Source organism: Nocardiopsis sp. iso_186 (assembly GCF_056173365.1).
In genome coordinates, this window is record NZ_CM149670.1 from 692348 (window position 1) to 712360 (window position 20013).

Here is a 20013-nt window from a genome sequence, read left to right on the forward strand (position 1 = left end):
ACACCAGGGAGACCCTGCTCCCAAATGGGCTAGACCAATCTGGGTATCGTCTCCCCCATGACACGCGACAGCGCACGCCAGGAGATGCCCGACCAGTTGCGTGGCGACGTCCGCCTGCTCGGCGAGATGCTCGGCACAGTGCTCGCAGAGAACGGCGGGAAAGATCTGCTCGACGACGTCGAACGCCTGCGGCACGCCGTTATCGGAGCCCGCGACGGGTCGGTCACCGGTGAGCAGATCACCGAGCTGGTCGCCTCCTTCCCGCTGGAGCGGGCGAAGCAGGTGGCCCGCGCCTTCACCGTCTACTTCCACCTCGCCAACCTCGCCGAGGAGCACAACCGCATTCGGTCCCTGCGTGAGCGCGACGACGCCGACAACCCGCCGCGCGAGTCGCTGGCCGCTGCCGTGCGCGCGATCCGCGAGAGCAGCGGTGAGGAGCGCCTCGCCGAACTCGTGGACGGCATGGAGTTCCATCCGGTCCTCACCGCGCACCCCACCGAGGCGCGCCGCCGCGCCGTGTCCACCTCTATCCTGCGGGTCAGCGAGCAGTTGGAGAAGCTGCGCGCCGCGCACCCGGGAAGCACCGTGGAGGCCGAGGCACACCGCAGGCTCCTGGAGGAGATCGACCTGCTGTGGCGCACCTCCCAGCTGCGCTACACCAAGATGGACCCATTGGACGAGGTGCGCACCGCGCTCGCGGCCTTCGACGAGACCATCTTCCGCATCATCCCCGAGGTGTACCGCACCCTGGACGCCGCGATCGACGCCGCCGGCAGCGGTCAGCGTCCTTCGCAGGCCCGCCCGTTCGTGCGCTACGGCAGTTGGATCGGCGGCGACCGCGACGGCAACCCCTTCGTCACGCACGAGATCACCCGTGAGGCCATCGCCATCCAGTCCGAGCACGTGCTGCGCGCGCTGGAGAACGCCTGCGGACGCATCAGCCGCACCCACACCGAGTACTCCAATCTCACCCCGGCGAGTGGCGACCTGCGCGACACCCTGGCCACGGCCCAGGCCGGGTATCCCCGGATGATGGGCAAGATCCTCAAGCGCTCGCCCAACGAGCCGCACCGGCAGCTCCTGCTCCTGGCCACGGAGCGGCTGCGCGCCACCCGTGAGCGCAACGCCGACCTCGCCTACCCGGGGCCCGAGGCGTTCCTGTCCGACCTGCGCACCGTGCAGGAGTCGCTGGCCGCTGCCGGCGCCCACCGTCAGGCATACGGTGAGCTTCAGCACCTCATCTGGCAGGCCGAGACCTTCGGTTTCCACCTCGCGGAGCTGGAGGTACGCCAGCACAGCGCCGTGCACGCCGCGGCTCTGGAGCAGTTGCGCGCAGGGGAGGAACTGTCGGAGCAGACCCGGGAGGTCCTGGCCACGCTGCGGGTCATCGCCTGGATCCAGGAGCGGTTCGGTGTCGAGGCGTGCCGCCGCTACATCGTCAGCTTCACCCGTTCCGCCGAGGACGTCGCCGCCGTCTACGAGCTCGCCGAGTACGCGCTGCCCACCGGGAAGGCGCCCGTCCTCGACGTCATCCCGCTGTTCGAGACCGGCGCGGACCTGGAAGCCTCGCCCCAGGTCCTGGACGGCATGCTCGCCCTGCCCGGCATCATCGGCCGCCTCGATGCCACGGGGCGCCGCCTGGAGGTCATGCTCGGCTACAGCGACTCCGCCAAGGACGTCGGCCCGGTCAGTGCGACCCTGCGCCTCTACGACGCCCAGGCGCAGCTGGCGGAGTGGGCCACGCGCAACGACGTCACGCTGACCCTCTTCCACGGCCGCGGCGGCGCGCTGGGCCGCGGCGGCGGCCCCGCCAACCGGGCGGTGCTCGCCCAGGCGCCGGGGTCGGTGGACGGCCGCTTCAAGGTCACCGAGCAGGGCGAGGTCATTTTCGCGAGGTACGGGCAGCCCGCGATCGCCCGCCGTCACATCGAGCAGGTCGGGCACGCCGTGCTCATGGCGTCCACGGCAACCGTGCAGGACCGCGCCAAGGAGGCCGCGACGAAGTTCCGCGAGGTCGCCGACACCGTGGCCAAGGCCGCACACGGGGCCTACCGCGATCTCGTCAACACCCCGGGGTTCGCCGCATGGTTCTCCCAGGTCAGCCCGTTGGAGGAGCTGGGAGAGCTGCGACTGGGGTCGCGTCCCTCGCGCCGCTCGGCGGCCACCGGCCTGGACGACCTGCGCGCGATCCCCTGGGTGTTCGCCTGGACGCAGACCCGGGTCAACCTTCCCGGCTGGTACGGCCTGGGGACGGGCCTGGCCGCGGCCCCCGACGTGGACGCCCTGCGTGCGGCCTACGCCGAATGGCCGCTGTTCGCGTCGCTGCTGGACAACGCGGAGATGAGCCTCGCCAAGACCGACCGGGTGATCGCCGAGCGCTATCTGGCACTGGGTGGTCGGCCCGAGCTCACCGAGCGGGTCCTCGCCGAGTACGACCGCACCCGCGAGATCGTGCTCGGAGTCACCGGCCACACCCGTCTGCTGGAGAACCGCAGCGTGCTCTCGCGCGCGGTGGACCTGCGCAACCCCTACGTGGACGCACTCTCCCACCTGCAACTGCGTGCCCTGGAGGCGTTGCGCACGGGCGAGGCCGAGGCGCTGTCCACCGAGGACCGCAGCCACCTGGAGCGGCTGCTGTTGCTGTCGGTCAACGGCGTCGCCGCCGGGTTGCAGAACACCGGCTGACCGGCGCGGTCGCCGGGCGGGGCGGGCGCTGGTTCGCCCGCCCCGCCCCGAGGGCCGTGCGGAGGCGGTTCAATGGGCACATGACCTCGTTCGACGACTTCTCCTCGCCCTACTCCGACCTCGACCGGCCTCCGTTGAACGAGCGGGGGCTGGTGCGTGCGCTCGTGCGTCCCGGGGCCCTGTGGACCGGGGTCGAGGTGACACCTGCGACGGCCTCCACCAACACCGAGCTCGCAGCCCGGGCCAGGGACGGTCTCGCCGGGGGATCGGTGTTGGTCACCGAGCATCAGACGGCCGGCCGCGGGCGCCTGGACCGCGCGTTCCACACCCCGGCGCGTGCGGCGTTGACCTTCTCGGTACTGCTGCGCCCCGATGCCGTGACCAACGGATACGGCTGGATGTCGCTGCTGATGGGCGTTGCCGCGGTGGGCGCGCTGCGCCGGATCGCCGAGGTCAACGCCGTACTGAAGTGGCCCAACGACGTCCTGTTGGGGGACCGCAAGCTCGCCGGCATCCTCGCCGAAGCGGTGTTCGCTCCGCAGGGCAACGCGATCGTCGTCGGTATGGGCCTCAACGTCTCCCAACGCGCCGAAGAGCTCCCGGTGGACACCGCTGTCTCGCTGGCCCTCGCGCAGGCGCCCTGCACCGACCGCGATCCGCTGCTGCGTGCGGTGCTGCGCGGTTTCGCCGACCGCTACACCGCGTGGGTCGGCCACGGCGGCGACGCCGAGGCCAGTGGGCTCGCCGCTGAGTACCGCGCCTGCTGCGACACAGTGGGCCGCCAGGTCCGGGTCCATCTGCCCGGCGACGTACTCCTGCACGGCACGGCGACCGGAATCGACGCCGAGGGCCGCCTCACCGTGCGCGCCGACGACGGCGTCGAGACGGCGCTCAGCGCGGGCGACGTGGTGCACGTGCGCGGGGAGGGCTGACCGCTGCCGTCCGTATCGGATAGCACCCGGTCATAGGGGGCCGGGCGTGGTCGGGGGGCGTTCCGGGTCGAGCCGGACGAGCCGCAGGGGATGGTCCCCGCAGGCGCGCATCCGGCGAAGCAGGCTGTCAACGCTGCGAAACGATCCCCGCACGCGCGACAGATCGGGGACGACCTCCACCCGGCCGTCGGGGAATTCCTGCCCCCACACGAGAATCGCGGCGTCGTTCTCGGCTTCGTTGACCGCACAGACCGCGAAACGCAGCGGAGCTTCCTCTCGGACCATCGCTTCGGTTTCCCGGTGCAGCCGTGCCGGGCCGGATCGGTCAGCAGCCGTGGGGTTCACTGTCTCGTTCATGGATACGAGCATGTGGCAGCGGATTGACCTGGCGCGATGGCTTTGGCGTCGCGATCGGGAGTGCGACGTCGTGTCCGTGATATCCGACTCCGGTGTGGCGGGCTGTGGCAGACGCGAGAAAAGCGTGGCAACGGGGGCCTCAAGTGCGACGCGAGAAATCCTTGAACGGCCGATCGCGCCCCGCAACCGTGGGTTAGCGTGACAGGCGACCGGCCTCCTCGCGCCGTCGGCGTCTCCCACCAGCCGGTTCCCTCCTCGATTCTCCTCAGTCACCAGGAGTCCGCGATGGTCGATCTCCGTGTGGTCCCGCCGGCCGGTGAACCCGTCCTCGAACCCGGTGCGGCTGCCTACTACGGCACCGAGCTCAAGCGCTACCGCCAGGCAGCCGGTCTCACCCAGGAGCAACTGGCCGCCGAGGTCGGCTACGGCCGCTCCAAGGTGTCCATGATCGAAGGCGGCAGACGCCGCCCCGACGATCGTTTCACCCACGCCTGCGACCGTGTCCTCGATACCGGCGGCGCACTGGGCCGGATCATGCCGCTGCTGAAGAACGCGGACGCCTACGCCGCGTGGTTCAAGCCCTACACCCTGCTGGAGGCCGAGGCCACGGCCATCGACGAGTACCAGACCCAGACCGTGCCGGGACTGTTGCAGACCGCGTCCTATGCCCGCGCGGTCATCGCCTGCGGAGTGCCGGCGGCCACCCCCGAGGAGGTCGAGCGCAAAACCGCCGCCCGGATGGTCCGTCAACGGGTGTTCGAGCGCGACCGCCCGCCGTTCCTGCGGGTGGTGGTGGACGAGGTCGTGGTGCGCCGCCCCATCGGCGGGCGGGCGGTGTTGCGCGGGCAGTTGGCGCACCTGCTGGCGATGGCCGACCGCCACCACGTGACGCTGTCGGTGCTGCCGACCGACAGTCAGGAGCACGCCGGGCTCGACGGTTCGTGGATTCTCTTGGAATTCGCGGTCGAGCCGCCGCTGCTCTATGTCGAGGGACGCGGCAGTGCGACAATGACGGACCAGGCGCGCGACGTCGCCCCGGCCCGAGGCGCCTTCGTGGCGCTGTGCGGTCAGGCGCTCTCCCCGCGGGCCTCCGCCGATCTGGTCACGGCCGTCATGAGGGAGCTATGAACAGCGTGTCGCAGCAGTCCGGTCCGTCCTGGCGCAAGTCCTCCTACAGCGGTTCGCAGGGAGGGGCATGTGTGGAGGTCGCACCGCAGCAGCGTCGGATGAACGTGCGCGACTCCCAGCACCCCGAGCGGCCCCGCCTGGTGTTCGGCGCAGGGGAATGGCGGGCGTTCCTGGCGGGGGCCGTTGCCGGCCGCCTGTAGCCGCTTACCGCGCGGTGCACCGTTGTGCCACTATTCATGCCATGCCTATCGCGGACCGTTATCTCGCCGACGACGAAGAGCTGGTGTACGTCACCCGCCAACACTGGACCCTCCTGGTCGGGGAGTTCATCGCGCTGCTGCTCGTCGCCGGGATCGCGGCGGTCGCGGTGTGGCTGCTGCCCACCGAGGAACAGTGGGGCCAGTGGGCGCTCTACGCGGTGATCGGCCTGGCCGTCGTCGCCGCCCTCGCGTTCTGGCTGGTGCCGCTCCTCAAGTGGTGGAGCACCGTCTACATCCTCACCAACCGCCGCCTGCTCTACCGGCACGGCATCCTCGCCCGGCACGGCCGCGACATGCCGCTGACCCGGATCAACGACGTGTCGTTCTCCATCTCGCTGTGGGAGCGCATCATGCGCTACGGCACGCTCTCGGTGCAGTCGGCCTCCGAACAGGAGGGGCTGCTGCTGACCAAGGTGCCCCGGGTGGAGTGGTTGCAGAGCCAGATCTACCGGCAGGTGGACGAGGAACAGCGCAGGCACCACCGGCCCCCGACACAGGCGCCCTGACCGGCGCGGGGCGCAGGGGCGCGCCGCCGCCGACCGGCCGGTTTCTTGACGGGCCCACCCCCGACGTACTAAACCGGCAGTCAGGCGTGTCCGAGAACGGGCGTGCCCCGCGCTGTCGCACCTCTGGACATCCGGTCCTCGAAGGTGCACCCGAACATGAGAGAAAACATGTCGTCGCGTCCCGACCCCAAGGAGATCGAAGCCGCCCTGTTGGGAGGCGAGGCGCGATACACCCGCGCAGAGGTGGTCCGCCTGTCGGGCGCGTCCCCGGAGTTCGTGAACCGTGTCTGGCGGGCCCTGGGATTCGCGGCCCGCGGCCATGAGGTCCCCGCCTTCACCGACGGCGACGTCGAGGCGCTGAGGGTCACCACGAACCTGCTCGCCACCGGCCTCCTCGACGAGGAGTCGGCCGTGCGGCTGGCCCGGGCGATGGGGCAGACCATGACCCGGCTCGCCGAATGGCAGACCAGCATCCTCACCACGCTGTCCTACTCTCCCGGCAACAACGCCGAGGACAACCAGCTCGGACCGCTGGTCGGACTGACCAAGGAACTGATCCCCGAGGCCGAGAAACTCCTCGTGCACATCTGGCGCCGCCAGTTGGCGGCCTCCGTCACGCGGACCCTGGCCGTCATGGAGCAGAGCGAGGACGCGGCCCCCAACTACTTCCCGCTGGTCGTGGGATTCGCCGACCTCGTCTCCTTCACCACGCTCAGCCGTGAGCTCGACGAGGTGGGGCTGGCCGAGGTCGTCGAGGGCTTCGAGGCGACCTCCGCCGACATCGTCGCCTCCGGCGGCGGCCGGGTGGTCAAGACGCTGGGCGACGAAATCCTCTACGTCACCGACTCCGCCCGCCAAGCGGCCGAGATCGCACTGCAGCTGGCCGATGGAGTGAAGACGCACATCGAGGTTCCCGACGTCCGGGTCGGGCTCGCCTACGGTCCGGTCCTCGCGCTGCTGGGCGACGTGTTCGGCACCACCGTCAACCGCGCCAGTCGCCTCACCTCCTTCGCCCGCCCCGGGACCGTCCTCATCGACGACGCACTGGCCGAGCTGCTCGAAGGCGACTCCGCCTACCAGGTGGTGGGGGCCAGGGCCCGGCACGCCCACGGACTGGGCCAATTGCAGCCCCACGTCCTGCGCCGCAGCTTCGAGGTGGCCGTACCGGGGGTCTGACTCCGGGAATGAACGGGACTCTGGTGGGTAATGCCGGCTGGACGCGACCACCAAGGAGGGCGACCGGCCCGACCAGGTATGTTCACCGGGCTCGGCACACGGCCGAGCGAGGTCCTTTCCCGTGCCGGATCCGTCGGGCATGTTGGAAGGCCACACCCGGTGTCCGAGGACGAAGGAGTTTGCATGCCGCACGAGGTAAAAGCTGTCGTCGCGCGTGAGAAGAAGGCGCCGGTATCGGTTGAGACGATCATCGTCCCCGACCCCGGCCCCGGAGAGGCCGTGGTCGCGATCCAGGCATGCGGGGTCTGTCACACCGACCTGCATTACCGCGAGGGCGGGATCAACGACGACTACCCCTTCCTGCTCGGCCACGAGGCCGCGGGCATCGTCGAGGAGGTCGGTGCCGGGGTCACCGGTCTCGAACCGGGCGACTTCGTGATCTTGAACTGGCGCGCGGTGTGCGGGCAGTGCCGCGCCTGCAACCGGGGCCGCCCGCAGTACTGCTTCAACACCCACAACGCCACCCAGAAGATGACGCTGACCGACGGCACGGAGCTCTCGCCCGCGCTGGGGATCGGTGCCTTCGCTGAGAAGACCCTGGTCGCGGCGGGACAGTGCACCAAGGTCAACCCCGCCGCAGGAGCTGCGGTCGCGGGCCTGCTGGGCTGCGGGGTGATGGCGGGCATCGGCGCGGCCATCAACACCGGCGGCGTGACCCGTGGCGATTCCGTGGCGGTCTTCGGCTGCGGCGGGGTCGGTGACGCCGCCATCGCCGGCGCCCGGCTGGCCGGTGCAGAGAAGATCATCGCCGTGGACCTGTCGGACCGGAAACTGGAGTGGGCCCGCGACTTCGGCGCCACCCACACCGTCAACTCCGGTTCGACCGACCCGATCGAGGCGATCCGCGAACTCACCGGCGGCAACGGCGCCGACGTCGTCATCGACGCAGTGGGCCGCCCCGAGACCTACGAACAGGCGTTCTACGCTCGCGACCTCGCCGGTACGGTGGTCCTGGTGGGGGTCCCCACCCCCGAGATGCGCATCGACCTGCCGCTGCTGGACGTGTTCGGTCGCGGCGGCGCGTTGAAGTCCTCCTGGTACGGCGACTGCCTGCCCTCCAGAGACTTCCCGATGCTCATCAACCTTTATCTTCAGGGTCGGCTCGACCTCGGCCGTTTCGTGACCGAGAAGGTCGGCCTCAACGACGTCGAGGAGGCGTTCGCCAAGATGCACCGCGGTGATGTCCTGCGTTCGGTGGTGGTCTTCTAAATGGCCGACGAAATCGCTGCCGCCCCCATCAAAAAACTCGTCACCTCCGGGGTGTTTCGCCTGGACGGCGGCGAGTGGGAGGTCGACAACAACGTCTGGATCATCGGTGACGAGCGGCAGGCGGTCGTCATCGACGCAGCGCACGACGCCGCGGCGATCGCCCGGGCGCTGGGCGACCGGGAGTTGATGGCGATCGTGTGCACCCACGGGCACAACGACCACATCAACGCCGCCGCCGAACTCGCCGATCTCACCGGAGCCGCGATCCTGCTGCACCCCGATGACGCGGTGCTGTGGGAGATGGTCTACCCCGACCGCCAGCCGGACGCACCGTTGCTCCAGGGGGAGTGGCTGCAAGCGGGCGGTGTCAACCTCGAGGTTCTGCACACGCCGGGCCACGCGCCCGGCGCCGTGTGCCTGCACGCCCCCGAGCTCGGCGTGGTCTTCACCGGCGACACCCTGTTCCAGGGTGGCCCCGGCGCCACGGGGCGGTCCTACTCGGACTTCCCGACGATCGTCTCCTCGATCGGTGAGCGTCTGTTGGGGCTGCCGCCGGAGACCGTGGTGCACACCGGCCACGGCGACTCCACCACCATCGGGGCCGAGGCCCCGCACCTGGACGAGTGGGTGAAGCGGGGGCACTGACCTTTGACGGTGTCCGTTCGCCACGTCGGGGAACGGCACCTGCGGCGATGAACGGGCCGCCGCACACGACAACCGTGTGGCGGCCCGTTCCCGGTCGGCGGCCGACGGGGCGTGGAGGGGACCGGTCGGGCTAGGCCGGGCCGGTCGAGCGGATGAGCCCGCCGCCGCCCACGGGCAGGAACAGGGCGAAGGTCGTGGGGCGGGCCTGGACGAACTCCACGCGCGCCCCTTCCGCCTCGGCGATGTGGCGGGCCAGCGCCAGGCCCAGGCCGGTACCGTTGCCGCCGGTCACCTCGCGTTCGAAGATCCGCGGTGACAGCTCCTCGGGGATTCCGTCGCCCTCGTCGCTGACCTCGATGCGTACGGACTGCCCCGACTCCAGGCGGCGTACGGTGACCGCGCCCGCGCCGTGCTTGAACGCGTTCTCCACCAGCGTTGCCAGGATCTGGGAAAGGTCGGTGGGCACCGTCATCGCGGTGAGTCCGTCCATGCCGGCCAGGCGTAGTTCCCGCCCGGCCTGGGTGAAGACCGGCCGCCACTCCGCCACGAACTGGTCGATGACCTCGTCGATGGAAACGGCCCGGACCTCCGGGTTCTGTGTCTTACGGGCCCGGCCCAGCAGACTTTCCACGATCTGCACGAGTCGTTCGGTCTGGGCCAGTGCCGCTTCGCCCTCCTCGCGGACCACCGCGGGGTCGTCGGCCTCGGCGATGATCTCCTCCAGCCGCATCGTCAACGCCGTGAGCGGGGTGCGCAGCTGGTGGGAGGCGTCGGTGGCGAAGTGGCGTTCGGTGGAGATCAGGCTCGCGATGCGTTCGGCGCTGCGGTCCAGTACCTCCGCGACCGCGTCGGCCTCCGGAATGCCGTAACGGTGCCCCCACGGGGTGGCCACCCCCGACCCCAGACGCTCGGCGGTTGCGGCAAGGTCCACCAGCGGCAGGGTCAACCGGCGGGCCTGGAGCATCGCCAGGCCCACGGCGACGCCGATGGCCAGCAGGGACAGTGAGGCGATCCCGACCCAGGCGCTGATGATGTTCTCGCGGACACGTTCGGTGCCGCGCCAGACGATCACCCGCGTGCCCCGGGCGGAGACGGTTTCCGAGCTCAGTGCGGTGGTGGCTTCGGGGGCGCGCGGGTTGTAGTGCCAGCCCCCCGTCTGCACCGTTTCGCCGTTGCGTGGAGTGATCTCCAGATAGCGCTCGGGATAAGTCGCCGCGAAGTAGGCAGGATCGATCGTGCCGTCGCTCTCCAGCTGAGAGTCGGCCTCGGTGACGATCAGTTCGGCCTCGCGCCGCAACTGTTCGGCGTTGTCGTTGTAGACCTGCTGGTAGGTCAGCGCTCCCAAAGGGAGCCCCAGCAGCATTACCGCGATGATGGCCACCACCAGAGTGGAGAACAGCATCCGCCTGCGCATGTCACCTCATCGCCAGCGTGGCGCCCTCGTTCGTCGGTCGGTTTCGCGGGCGCCACGCCGCGGACCCGGTTTCACTCCCGCTCGAACCGGAAGCCCACGCCGCGCACCGTGGTGATGTAGGAAGGCTGGTTGGCGTCGTCGCCGAGTTTGCGGCGCAGCCAGGAGATGTGCATGTCCAGGGTCTTGGTGGAACCCCACCAGTTGGTGTCCCACACCTCGCGCATGATCTGTTCGCGAGTGACGACTTTACCGGCGTCGCGTACCAGGACACGGAGAAGATCGAATTCCTTGGTGGTCAGTTGGAGTTCCCGGTCGCCGAGCCAGGCGCGTCGGGAGTCGTTGTCGATGCGGACTCCGTGCACGACGGGGACCTCGCCGCCGCCGCGGCGCAGCAGCGCGCGGACTCTGGCCAGGAGTTCGGCCAGTCGGAAGGGCTTGGTGACGTAGTCGTCGGCGCCGGCATCCAGGCCGACCACGGTGTCCACCTCGTCGGCACGAGCGGTCAGGATCAGTATTGGGGTTCCGTGCCCCTCGGCGCGCAGGCGCCGGGCTACCTCCAGTCCGTCCATTTCTGGCAACCCCAAATCGAGGACCAGCAGATCGACGTCGCCCGCACGGGCGCGTTCGAGAGTCTCTATGCCGTTGACGGTGACATCGACCGAGTAGCCTTCCCGGCGGAGCGCACGGGCGAGCGGCTCGGAGATCGAGGTGTCGTCCTCGGCCAGCAAAACGCAGGTCATGGAGCAGATCGTAAGCCGCCGTTCACCGTTTTCCCGGTTATGCGCGCCGATTGACCAGGGGTTGACCAAAAATGCGCAAGCCTCATAGTCAACATACTTCACTTACCGTGCGGGATTCGGGGTGCCGACCCGTCCCCGGGGCGTGCCTGTGTCGGGAGGGCGGCGCTTCGGCATCGGTGTGAAAGGCGTGTTCGACCGGTCCCGGAAAACGCCGATCGGACAGGTTCCTCGGCTACTCCTGATCGGCGCGGACCGGCGGACGATCGGCCGCCCCGGCGTCATGTGATTCCGGTGTGCGAAACACCCATTTGCGGTAGGACCAGAATCGGAACAGCGAGCCCAGTCCGACTCCCACGACGTTGCCCGCGATGTTGCGGGCCAGCGGACCGTCCAGCCCGAGCAGGGACACGGTCGCCCACACGCAGGCCAGCTGGATCAGCAGTCCCACCCCGTTGAGTGCGAAGAACAGGGCGTACTCGCGCAGCAGTCCGCTGCGCGCCCGGTGCCGGAAGGTCCAGAACCGGTTGCCCAGGAACGCCACGACCGTCGCACAAACCGTGCCGACGGTCTGCCCGATCAGTACCGCGAGGACGTCCTGCCGGTCACCGGCGTAGGCGTACCAGTACAGGTTCGTCACGGCGATCTGCACCACGTATGCCAACGCGCCGACAGTGCCGAACTTCGCGAGTTCGTGCACGAGCCAGGAGAAACGCCGGTACAGGGTGGTGAATGGTCGCACGAGCCGGGTCCGATCAGGGTTCAGGGAGGTCACTACACTTTTGCGGGTGCCGCGTTGGCCGCGCGGCGAGAAGTCAACCCTCCCCGCACTGTGAACCAAGATTCGAGGCGCTGTGAGCGAGAGTAACCGTCCTGTCCCCTCCGTCGGAATGGTCGGGGGTGGTCAGCTCGCCCGGATGACCCACCAGGCGGGGATTGGGCTGGGGGTGAACTTCGGAGTGCTGGCCAACACGGCCACCGACAGCGCCGCCCTCGTTGTGGCGGCCACCCAGCTCGGCGACGACCGGGCCCTGCCCGACCTGTTGGCCTTCGCCAAGTCCTGCGACGTGGTGACCTTCGACCACGAGCACGTCCCCGAGCCGGTGCTGCGCGCCCTGGAGGAGGACGGCGTCGTCCTGCGTCCCTCACGCTCGGCGCTGCGCTACGCCCAGGACAAACTGCTGATGAGGGCCAGGCTCACCGAGCTCGGCGCGCCCTGCCCGCGCTGGCGCGCCGTCGCCACGATCGAGGACGTGACCGAGTTCGCCGGAGGCGCCGGGTGGCCGGTCGTGCTCAAGGCCGCCAGCGGCGGCTACGACGGCAAGGGCGTGTGGGTGGTCAACGACGCTGACGACGCGAGCGTCGTGCTGCGCCGCGCGGCCGACTCCGGTGTCGCGCTCCTGGCGGAGGAGCGGGTCGCCTTCACCCGAGAACTCGCCGTCCAGGTCGCCCGCTCCCCCTACGGCCAGGTCGCGGTCTACCCGGTCGTCGAGACGGTGCAGCGCGACGGCATCTGCCATGAGGTCATCGCGCCCGCGCCCGGTCTGGACGAGGAGCGGGCCGGCCGCGCCCAGGAGCTCGCCATCGAGTTGGCGCACGCCCTGGAGGTCGTGGGCATGCTCGCCGTCGAGCTCTTCGAGACCACCGACGGCGTCGTCGTCAACGAGTTGGCGATGCGGCCGCACAACTCCGGGCACTGGACCATCGACGGCGCGTGCACCTCCCAGTTCGAGCAGCACCTGCGGGCCGTCCTGGACCTTCCGTTGGGGTCGCCGCGGGCCGTCGGTCGTTACACGGTGATGGCGAACCTGCTCGGCGGCACGGATCCCGACGTCCACGGCCGCTACATTCATGTGATGGCGAAGGACCCCGAGCTGAAGGTGCACTTCTACGGCAAGGAGGTCCGCCCCGGTCGAAAGATCGGCCATGTCACGGTCGTGGGGGACGACCACGCCGACCTGTTGGCGCGGGCCCGCGACGCAGCCGAATACCTCAAGGGAGACCAGCAGTGACGCAGACCGGACCCGCCGTCGGGATCGTGATGGGCAGCGACTCCGACTGGCCGTTCATGCAGGACGCGGCAACGGCGCTGGACGAGTTCGGTGTCTCGTTCGAGGCCGATGTCGTCTCCGCGCACCGGATGCCGCACGAGATGATCGCCTACGGTGCCGAGGCCGCCGACCGTGGCCTCAAGGCGATCATCGCCGGTGCCGGCGGTGCCGCACACCTGCCCGGCATGTTGGCGTCGGTCACCACCCTCCCGGTCATCGGGGTGCCGGTTCCGCTGAAGTACCTGGACGGCATGGACTCCCTGCTGTCCATCGTGCAGATGCCCGCCGGGGTCCCGGTCGCCACCGTCGCAGTGGGTGCGGCGCGCAACGCCGGGCTGCTCGCGGTGCGCATGCTGGCCGCCCACGACGAGGCGTTGCGCGAGCGGATGGCGCGCTTCCAGGTCGAACTCAAGGAGCAGGCGCACGCCAAGGGTGAGCGTCTGCGCCGTCAGGTTGCCGAGGGGCCGTCCTCGTTCGGGTTTGGAGCGCGGTAGCCCAGGAGGTCGCCGGGCTGGCAGCCCAGGACCTCGCACAGCCGGGCCAGGGTGGAGAACCGTATGGCCTTGGCCCGGCCGTTCTTGAGGATCGAGAGGTTGACCACTGTCACTCCCACGCGATGGGAGAGTTCGACCAGTGTCATTCCCCGCTGGGCCAACAGCGTGTCCAGGTGGACCGAGATGAAATGCCCGGGACCCTCGGCCTCGGGCGCCATCAGACGGTGCCTTCGAGGTCCTCGCGCATGGACAGGCCGTGTCGCACGATCTCGGCGACGGCCAGAACCCCGAGGCCGCACGTCAGTGGAAGCAGGGGCACCGACCAGGACGCGGACAGCCCGGAAGCCAGTGCCTGGGCGCTCAGCGCCAGCGTAGTGACCAGCTCCAGCACGGAGTGCGCTAGCGCCCCGAGCACGGTGAAGACTCCCAGCGTGCGCAGCCCTCGGGACACCTGCTCGGTGAAAGCCCCCTCGCGAAGGGCTGCACCGGCCACCCGGTTCAGCATGATCAGCCCGACCGTGAGCAGCAGCAGTGAAACCACCGGTCCGGTCGCGCCCAGCAGCCGCTGTGTCCAGGTGGGGTCGGTGAACACCAGGTCCACGTCACCGCCCGGCGCCACACCGGTGGCGAGCGCGCCGGGTGCCGTGGCCAGCCCGTCCACCAGCGACGAGGAGACGCGCACGGCGACAGGGGAGTCGAGAAGCCCGAAGGCGCCGCATAGGGCGACCACTACTGTCGCCACGGCGAAGATTCCGGTGATCAGAGCGAGGGCCTGGACAAGGCCGCGCAAGGGGCGCAGCCGCGAATTGATGGGTGTCTCCGGAAACATGAGCCTTGCCTATCGTTTTTCGATAACAACGAAAAACGATAGGCATCGATATTCGATATGTCAATCGGTGCGTCGGGTCTCCGTCCGGCCCCGGGGCGAAACGTCGCTTGCCCACCGGTGACGCCGCTCGGCCGGCGCGCGCCACGAACCGGCCGTTCTTCGAGGGAGCGACGACGCTCAGCCCACCAGGCGCGGCCACTCGATCGCCGGGCAGCGGTCCATGGCCATGGCGCGGCCCGCGGCCAGGACTCGCCCGGCTGCCGCGTCGTCGGTCACCCCGAGCTGGAACCACACGCCGCCCACCTCGGGACGGGCCAGCGCCTCGTCGGCCACGGCACCGGCGTCCGCCGAGCGGCGGAAGACGTCCACCACGTCCACGTCGAAGGGAATGTCAGAGAGGCGCGCATAGCCGGGCTCCCCGTGCACGGCAGCAGCCAACGGGTGGACCGGGACGATTCGCTTGCCCTTGGACGTGAGGAAGCGGGCGACTCCGTACGCCGGGCGGGCCGGGTTGTCACTCAGGCCCACCACGGCCCAGACCTCGCTCTCGGTCAACATGCGGCGCAGTGCGGCTTCGTCGTTGATCAGTTCCATGCGTCCATTGTCGTCCCGCGTCGCCGGGATCGGCTCAGGGGCGTCCCAGCGCCCGGTAGATCCAACCGTGCCCGCGCCAGTGCTCGGGGTCCAGGGCATTGCGCCCGTCCACGATCTTGGTCTGGGAGACCACCTTGGCCAGTTCGTCGGGGTCGGCGTCGCGGAACTCGGCCCACTCGGTCAGCAGCAGCACCACATCGGCGTCGCGGACCGCTTCCAGCATCGAGTGCGCGAAGGTGAGGTCGGGGTGTGCGGCCCGTGCGTTCTCCAACGCCTCGGGGTCATAGACCATGACCTTCGCGCCCAGCGAACTGATGGTCGCGGCGACGTCCAGGGCGGGGGAGTCCCGGATGTCGTCGGAGTTGGGTTTGAACGCCGCACCGAGCACGCCCACGGTGCGTCCGGCGAAGTTGCCGCCGATGAGTCCCCGCGCGATGTCGATGGTGCGTGCGCGGCGGCGCTGGTTGATGGCGTCCACCTCGCGCAGGAAGGACAGCGCGGGCTCCACCCCCAGTTCGTCGGCGCGCGCCATGAACGCCCGGATGTCCTTGGGCAGGCAACCCCCGCCGAAGCCGAGCCCCGGGCCGAGGAACTTGCCGCCGATGCGGTCGTCGTGCGACAGCGCCGCGGCCAGCTGGATCACGTCGGCGCCCGCCGCCTCGCACACCTCGGCCATGGCGTTGATGAACGAGATCTTGGTCGCAAGGAAGGCATTGGCCGACACCTTGACCAGTTCGGCGGTTTGCAGGTCGGTCACCAGGAAGGGGATGCCCGCCGCGATCTGCCTGGCCGACACCTCGCGCATCACGGCCTCCGCCCGCTCCGAGGACGTGCCGAGCACGATCCGATTGGGGTTGAGGGTGTCCTCCACCCCGAACCCCTCGCGCAGGAACTCCGGGCTCCATCCGACGGAGACCTCCTGGCCGGCAGGCGCGGTGCCGTGCAGGCGGGCCATGACCCGGGAGGCGGTGCCCACCGGCACGGTGGACTTGCCGATGACCACGGTGGGCTTGGTCAGGTACGGCGCCAGCGTCTCCACGACCGCGTCAACATAGGTGAGGTCCGCGGCGTTGGAGGTGGCCTGCTGGGGCGTGCCGACACAGATGAAGTGCACGTCGGCGAACGCGCTGACCTCGGCATAGTCGGTGGTGAACCGCAGTCGGCCGGAGGCGAGATTGCGTTTGAGCACCTCTTCCAGCCCGGGCTCGTAGAACGGCACTCGACCGGCCGACAGGCTGTCAACCTTGGCCTGGTTGACGTCCAGGCCGATCACGTCAAATCCCAGCTCGGCCATGCAGGCGGCGTGCGTGGCACCAAGGTATCCGGTACCCAGCACCGAGATCTTCAGGCGCTGCTTCTCGACCAATGGATTTGTCCTTCCTCGCTACGGGCTTTGGCATGGTACCGGCGTGCTCGGGTTGCGGCGCGGGGGGAGGGCCCGGCGCGCATAGGGACACCGCGGATGCGGTGTGGTACCCGGAGTCCGTGCCGGAGACATTGCCAGTCGCGAGCCCGCCAATCCCGAGACGAACCCGAAGAGAAAGATTTCATGATTCGTTCGGAAAGCAGTCGTCCTGTCGCGTTGTGCGGGCGGGCCGTTCAGCGCGGCGGCTCCGGCTCGTCGGTGATCCGCGGGATGGGGCCGGTGCCGTACAAGTGCATCGGCTCGGCCGGAATCTGCGGGATGGGACCGGTGCCGTACAGGTGGGGGACCGGTGCGTCCTGCGGCTGCGCGGCTTCGACGACCTGCTTTTGCTGCCACGGCGGGGTGGGGCTCTGCCACGGCTGCGCGTCGAGGGGGCGGGGTGCCGGTGCGGCAGGTGCCGGCGCAGAGGAGACCGCACGCCAGCGCGAAGGCGTCAGGGAAGCCCCCACCAGCAGCACGCCCAGCACCGGATAGAAGATCACCGCGTACGAGTACTCCAGCGGCAACAGGCGCAGGAACAGCATCGAGGTCATGGGCAAAAAGGCGCACACCCCCCATACCGTCAGTACGACCCCCGGAACCAGTGACCCCAGAGGGGAGAGCCGCGACCCCGCGAGCAACCCGATGAGCAGGCCGGTGGTCGCCAAGGCCAGCAGTCCGGGCAGCGTCACCGCCAGGTCCAGGCTGAACCGCGTCAGGACCTGGGCCAGCTGCATGCTGCCCCATCCCGTTCCGGCGACGATGAGGGGGGTCGCGACAAGGCCAGCGACACCGCCGATCGCATGCCGCAGTGCGTTGGACATGGGTGACCTCCTCGATGATCTGGTGAACCGCGCCCCTGATACGGGGGTGGGCCGAGGGCACCATGATCCCGCGCGGCCGTCACCCGTGCCACACCGATGCGGTACTGGCCCACTGACGCTCGGCGGGCTCAGCCGTCGCGGAAGGTCCGGGTATGTTCCTCGCCCTTGGGCTCCACCGCCTCGAACCCGTCCTCGCTCCGCCGGAACGGCGTGGTGGTCCGGGTCGGATCGTCGGAGCCGGCCGTGTAGCGGTCGTCGGCATAGCGCGGCCGCGCGGGCTTGGGCGTCCACCTGCGCCGCGGAAGCGGCTGGGGCTCTTCTCGTTCGGGCGGCGCGGAGTAGTCGTAGTCGGGGGTTGCCTCTACGACGGGCGGTGCAGCGGGTTCGGGCGCCGGTGCGTAAGGCATCGGTGCCTCCTCGGTCCTGCGTGCGGAGCGCCACCGTGACGGGATCAGGGCAGAGATGAACAGCAGCGTCCCCACCCCCAGGAAGACCGGTAGGCCGGGGCCCAAGGGGTGGAACAGCGAACCCGGCTCGAACCAGGACGGCAGTACCGCGGCCATCGACGGGTAGTTGAGCAGTGCCCAGAGGCTGCCGCCCAGCATGGACACCCCGGGGAGGAAGGCGGCCAGGGGAGAGATTCGTGAGCCGGCGAGCAGGCCGGCGGCCAGACCGACCCCCATCATCGTGGCGCAAGCGGTCAACAGCAGCGGATCACTGAACTGCTGGTTCTGTAGATGCGAGCCGATCTCGGCCGTTGACCACGCGGCGCCGGACCAGAGGAGAGGTGTGATGAACAGCCCGACGAGCAGGCCGAGCGGGTGGCGCAGCAAGGGATCCTCCCGAGGGCAGGTTTGCCCTTCCTCCTACCACTTTGCCGGCTGAACTAACGTCGGCCGGTCGGGGAGCTCCCCGACCGGCCGACGTGCTGCCCGGGCTAGCCGCAGATGTTTTCCGCCGCCGTAGTGGTGTTCACGGAGTCCCGTCCGCCCGATCCCGTTCCGTCCGGCGCGGACGCCTCGGCGCTCGGCTCGGGAACCGAGCCGGCCGCCGGCGCGGCCACCCGCGTGTAGTTGAACCCCACGACCAGCTGTACCCGTGCGGCCAGGGTCGCGTCCTCCTCGAGGCGCGCTCCGGGAACGGCCTCCAGCACGGCCCGTGCCGCGGCCTCCTGCCCCGGCGCGTAGCGCACCAGGGACTCGGCCACGTCCCGGGTCGGCCAGTTCTGTGCCTCCCCGGCGACCGCGAATCCCGCCGTGGTGAGCTCGGTGCGCACGGTGGAGCCCAACCCCGGCGTGCCCACCCCGTTGAAGACCTCCAGAGCGATCTCGCCGGGAGCGATCGCCTCGTCGGCGGTCGGCGCACCGGCCTCCTGTTCCGGGGGCGCGGCCAACGGCTCGTCGCGGCTGATCTTGGTGAACATCTCCCGGGCCCGCTCCTCGTGCCACTTGATGGCGAGGTCGCCGTTGGGCGTCCAGTAGTCCAACTGCCCGATCGGAACCTGGGTGAAGGACACGTCGTCCAGGGTGATGGAACTCAGCTGATTGCCCAGCTGGTTGATGGTGGTGGTGTCCAGACCCTCGTCCACGGTCACCGAGCTCAGTGAACTGTCGAGAAACCGGGTGAACTTGGCGGGGTCGGTGAGGGTCTCGGTGCTCAGCGCCTTGTTCAACAGTGCGGCCAGCACCTGCTGCTGGCGGTCGATGCGGTCCAGGTCGCCGTCGGAGGTCTTGCGGGTCCGCGCGAAGGCCAGCGCCTGGGCGCCGTCCACCTCGTGCGTCCCCGCCGCCATGTCCAGGTGCGCCTTCTCGTCCTGGATCGCCTCGGGCAGGCACACCGTGATCGTGCCGAGGGCGTCCACGACATCGACGAACCCGCTGAAGTTGACCTCGACGTAGTGGTCGATTCGCACCCGGGAGGCCAGCTCCACCGTCTGGATCGCCAATTGCGGGCCGCCGTAGGCGTAAGCGGCGTTGATCTTGTCCCCGCCGTGCCCCGGAATCTGCACCCAGGAGTCGCGCGGGATGCCCACGACCGTGATCTGGTCACGGTCGTTGTTGACGTGCACCAGCATCATCGTGTCCGAGCGCTGTCCGTCGGTGTGGCCGACCCCCAGTTCGTCCTGGCGCTCGCGCTGCATATCGCCGCGACCGTCCGAACCGATCACCAGGATGTTCAGTGCGCCTCGGGGGCCTGCTTCCGGGCGGTCGGCGTCCAGCAGCCCGGCGAACACGTCGTCGCGGTTGAGCCGTCCTGAGACCCAGCCGGTGATCGCCCATGCCGTCCCCGACGCCAGCAGCACCACCATCGACATGACCCCGGCCAACAACAGCGTCAACCGGCGCCGCCTCGCCGCAGCACTGGGCAGCCACGCGGGACTGCCCACGGCTGCTGCTCCCCGACGCGGACCGGAGCCGCTGCCGTCCACAGGAGGGACCGGCCCCGAACGCACCCGGCGAAACTCCGGGGCGCCCCCCGTCGTTGGGTCACCGTCACCGTTCACCAGTTGGCCTCCGCCCCATCGACCATTCCCCCAAGGCCCAATGTGTGCAACCCCTACAGGTTGTCAGGAATCCGGCCAGTGGATCGAAGAAGACACCCGCGGCGTGTTGCCTGCCAATTCGCCACGATGCCGGATGCACAAGACGTTCCCAGCCGCCGCTTACCGGAATCTTTCACCCCCCGCGCTCGGGGGTGTCGAAACCCG

The 20013-nt window shown here is 69.6% G+C and carries 21 protein-coding genes; 10 read left to right on the forward strand and 11 right to left on the reverse strand.

What is annotated here, in order from left to right; translation table 11 throughout:
* The first annotated feature begins 84 nt into the window (after nt 1-84).
* Nucleotides 85-2685: a phosphoenolpyruvate carboxylase gene (locus AC0VYP_RS03180; protein WP_475474145.1), complete on the forward strand. Its 2601-nt coding sequence runs from the start codon at nt 85-87 to the stop codon at nt 2683-2685.
* Between the two features lie 80 nt (nt 2686-2765).
* On the forward strand, nt 2766-3617 hold the full coding sequence (locus AC0VYP_RS03185) for a biotin--[acetyl-CoA-carboxylase] ligase (RefSeq protein ID WP_475472391.1): 852 nt from the start codon (nt 2766-2768) through the stop codon (nt 3615-3617).
* A gap of 30 nt (nt 3618-3647) precedes the next feature.
* Here the strand turns inward: AC0VYP_RS03185 and AC0VYP_RS03190 are convergent, their stop codons facing one another.
* Nucleotides 3648-3974: a hypothetical protein gene (locus AC0VYP_RS03190; protein ID WP_475472392.1), complete on the reverse strand. Its 327-nt coding sequence runs from the start codon at nt 3972-3974 to the stop codon at nt 3648-3650.
* Between the two features lie 285 nt (nt 3975-4259).
* On the opposite strand from AC0VYP_RS03190, the gene AC0VYP_RS03195 reads away from it, so the two are divergent.
* From AC0VYP_RS03195 to AC0VYP_RS03220, 6 genes are all read left to right on the forward strand, one after another.
* Nucleotides 4260-5102, forward strand: coding sequence for a helix-turn-helix domain-containing protein (locus AC0VYP_RS03195; RefSeq protein ID WP_475472394.1), 843 nt, complete (start codon nt 4260-4262; stop codon nt 5100-5102).
* Nucleotides 5099-5302, forward strand: a complete 204-nt coding sequence (locus AC0VYP_RS03200) for a DUF397 domain-containing protein (protein ID WP_285761136.1) — start codon at nt 5099-5101, stop codon at nt 5300-5302. The genes AC0VYP_RS03195 and AC0VYP_RS03200 overlap by 4 nt, the downstream gene beginning before the upstream one ends.
* A gap of 41 nt (nt 5303-5343) precedes the next feature.
* Nucleotides 5344-5868, forward strand: coding sequence for a PH domain-containing protein (locus AC0VYP_RS03205; RefSeq protein ID WP_285761137.1), 525 nt, complete (start codon nt 5344-5346; stop codon nt 5866-5868).
* Between the two features lie 168 nt (nt 5869-6036).
* Nucleotides 6037-7044, forward strand: coding sequence for an adenylate/guanylate cyclase domain-containing protein (locus AC0VYP_RS03210; RefSeq protein WP_285761267.1), 1008 nt, complete (start codon nt 6037-6039; stop codon nt 7042-7044).
* A gap of 183 nt (nt 7045-7227) precedes the next feature.
* Nucleotides 7228-8313 carry an S-(hydroxymethyl)mycothiol dehydrogenase gene (locus AC0VYP_RS03215; protein ID WP_475472396.1) on the forward strand — a complete coding sequence of 362 codons (1086 nt, stop codon included), beginning with the start codon at nt 7228-7230 and terminating at the stop codon, nt 8311-8313.
* Nucleotides 8314-8958 (forward strand): MBL fold metallo-hydrolase, encoded by a 645-nt coding sequence (locus tag AC0VYP_RS03220; protein ID WP_475472398.1) that lies wholly within the window; start codon nt 8314-8316, stop codon nt 8956-8958. It abuts the gene before it with no gap.
* Between the two features lie 130 nt (nt 8959-9088).
* Here the strand turns inward: AC0VYP_RS03220 and AC0VYP_RS03225 are convergent, their stop codons facing one another.
* The 3 genes from AC0VYP_RS03225 to AC0VYP_RS03235 form a co-directional block, all read right to left on the reverse strand.
* Nucleotides 9089-10372, reverse strand: coding sequence for a sensor histidine kinase (locus tag AC0VYP_RS03225; protein ID WP_285761140.1), 1284 nt, complete (start codon nt 10370-10372; stop codon nt 9089-9091).
* Between the two features lie 71 nt (nt 10373-10443).
* The gene (locus tag AC0VYP_RS03230; protein WP_475472400.1) at nt 10444-11112 is read right to left on the reverse strand and encodes a response regulator transcription factor; all 669 of its coding nucleotides are present in this window, start codon (nt 11110-11112) and stop codon (nt 10444-10446) included.
* A gap of 232 nt (nt 11113-11344) precedes the next feature.
* Nucleotides 11345-11851: a GtrA family protein gene (locus tag AC0VYP_RS03235; protein WP_285761142.1), complete on the reverse strand. Its 507-nt coding sequence runs from the start codon at nt 11849-11851 to the stop codon at nt 11345-11347.
* A 148-nt stretch (nt 11852-11999) separates the two neighbouring features.
* Here AC0VYP_RS03235 and AC0VYP_RS03240 point away from each other — a divergent pair, with 148 nt between their 5' ends.
* Entirely contained in the window at nt 12000-13121 is a 1122-nt protein-coding gene (locus AC0VYP_RS03240; RefSeq protein WP_475474147.1) for a 5-(carboxyamino)imidazole ribonucleotide synthase, read from the forward strand.
* Nucleotides 13118-13654, forward strand: coding sequence for a 5-(carboxyamino)imidazole ribonucleotide mutase (purE, locus tag AC0VYP_RS03245; RefSeq protein WP_285761144.1), 537 nt, complete (start codon nt 13118-13120; stop codon nt 13652-13654). The genes AC0VYP_RS03240 and purE overlap by 4 nt, the downstream gene beginning before the upstream one ends.
* Here purE and AC0VYP_RS03250 read toward each other — a convergent pair.
* The 7 genes from AC0VYP_RS03250 to AC0VYP_RS03280 all read right to left on the reverse strand — a co-directional run bounded on the left by AC0VYP_RS03250 (nt 13609) and on the right by AC0VYP_RS03280 (nt 19809).
* A complete protein-coding gene (locus AC0VYP_RS03250) occupies nt 13609-13872 on the reverse strand; it encodes a helix-turn-helix domain-containing protein (protein ID WP_285761145.1) in 264 nt (87 codons plus the stop codon). The genes purE and AC0VYP_RS03250 overlap by 46 nt on opposite strands.
* On the reverse strand, nt 13872-14483 hold the full coding sequence (locus AC0VYP_RS03255) for a hypothetical protein (RefSeq protein WP_475472403.1): 612 nt from the start codon (nt 14481-14483) through the stop codon (nt 13872-13874). Before AC0VYP_RS03255 ends, AC0VYP_RS03250 begins: the two co-directional genes overlap by 1 nt.
* Nucleotides 14484-14660: 177 nt before the next feature.
* Complete coding sequence (locus tag AC0VYP_RS03260) at nt 14661-15077, reverse strand: CoA-binding protein (RefSeq protein ID WP_475472405.1); 417 nt, start codon at nt 15075-15077, stop codon at nt 14661-14663.
* A 34-nt stretch (nt 15078-15111) separates the two neighbouring features.
* Nucleotides 15112-16443 carry a UDP-glucose dehydrogenase family protein gene (locus AC0VYP_RS03265; protein ID WP_475472407.1) on the reverse strand — a complete coding sequence of 444 codons (1332 nt, stop codon included), beginning with the start codon at nt 16441-16443 and terminating at the stop codon, nt 15112-15114.
* 233 nt (nt 16444-16676) lie between these two features.
* A complete protein-coding gene (locus tag AC0VYP_RS03270) occupies nt 16677-17306 on the reverse strand; it encodes a hypothetical protein (RefSeq protein WP_285761149.1) in 630 nt (209 codons plus the stop codon).
* 128 nt (nt 17307-17434) lie between these two features.
* On the reverse strand, nt 17435-18139 hold the full coding sequence (locus AC0VYP_RS03275; protein ID WP_285761150.1) for a hypothetical protein: 705 nt from the start codon (nt 18137-18139) through the stop codon (nt 17435-17437).
* Nucleotides 18140-18243: 104 nt separating this feature from the next.
* Nucleotides 18244-19809: an LCP family protein gene (locus AC0VYP_RS03280; protein ID WP_432707509.1), complete on the reverse strand. Its 1566-nt coding sequence runs from the start codon at nt 19807-19809 to the stop codon at nt 18244-18246.
* Nucleotides 19810-20013: the final 204 nt, after the last annotated feature.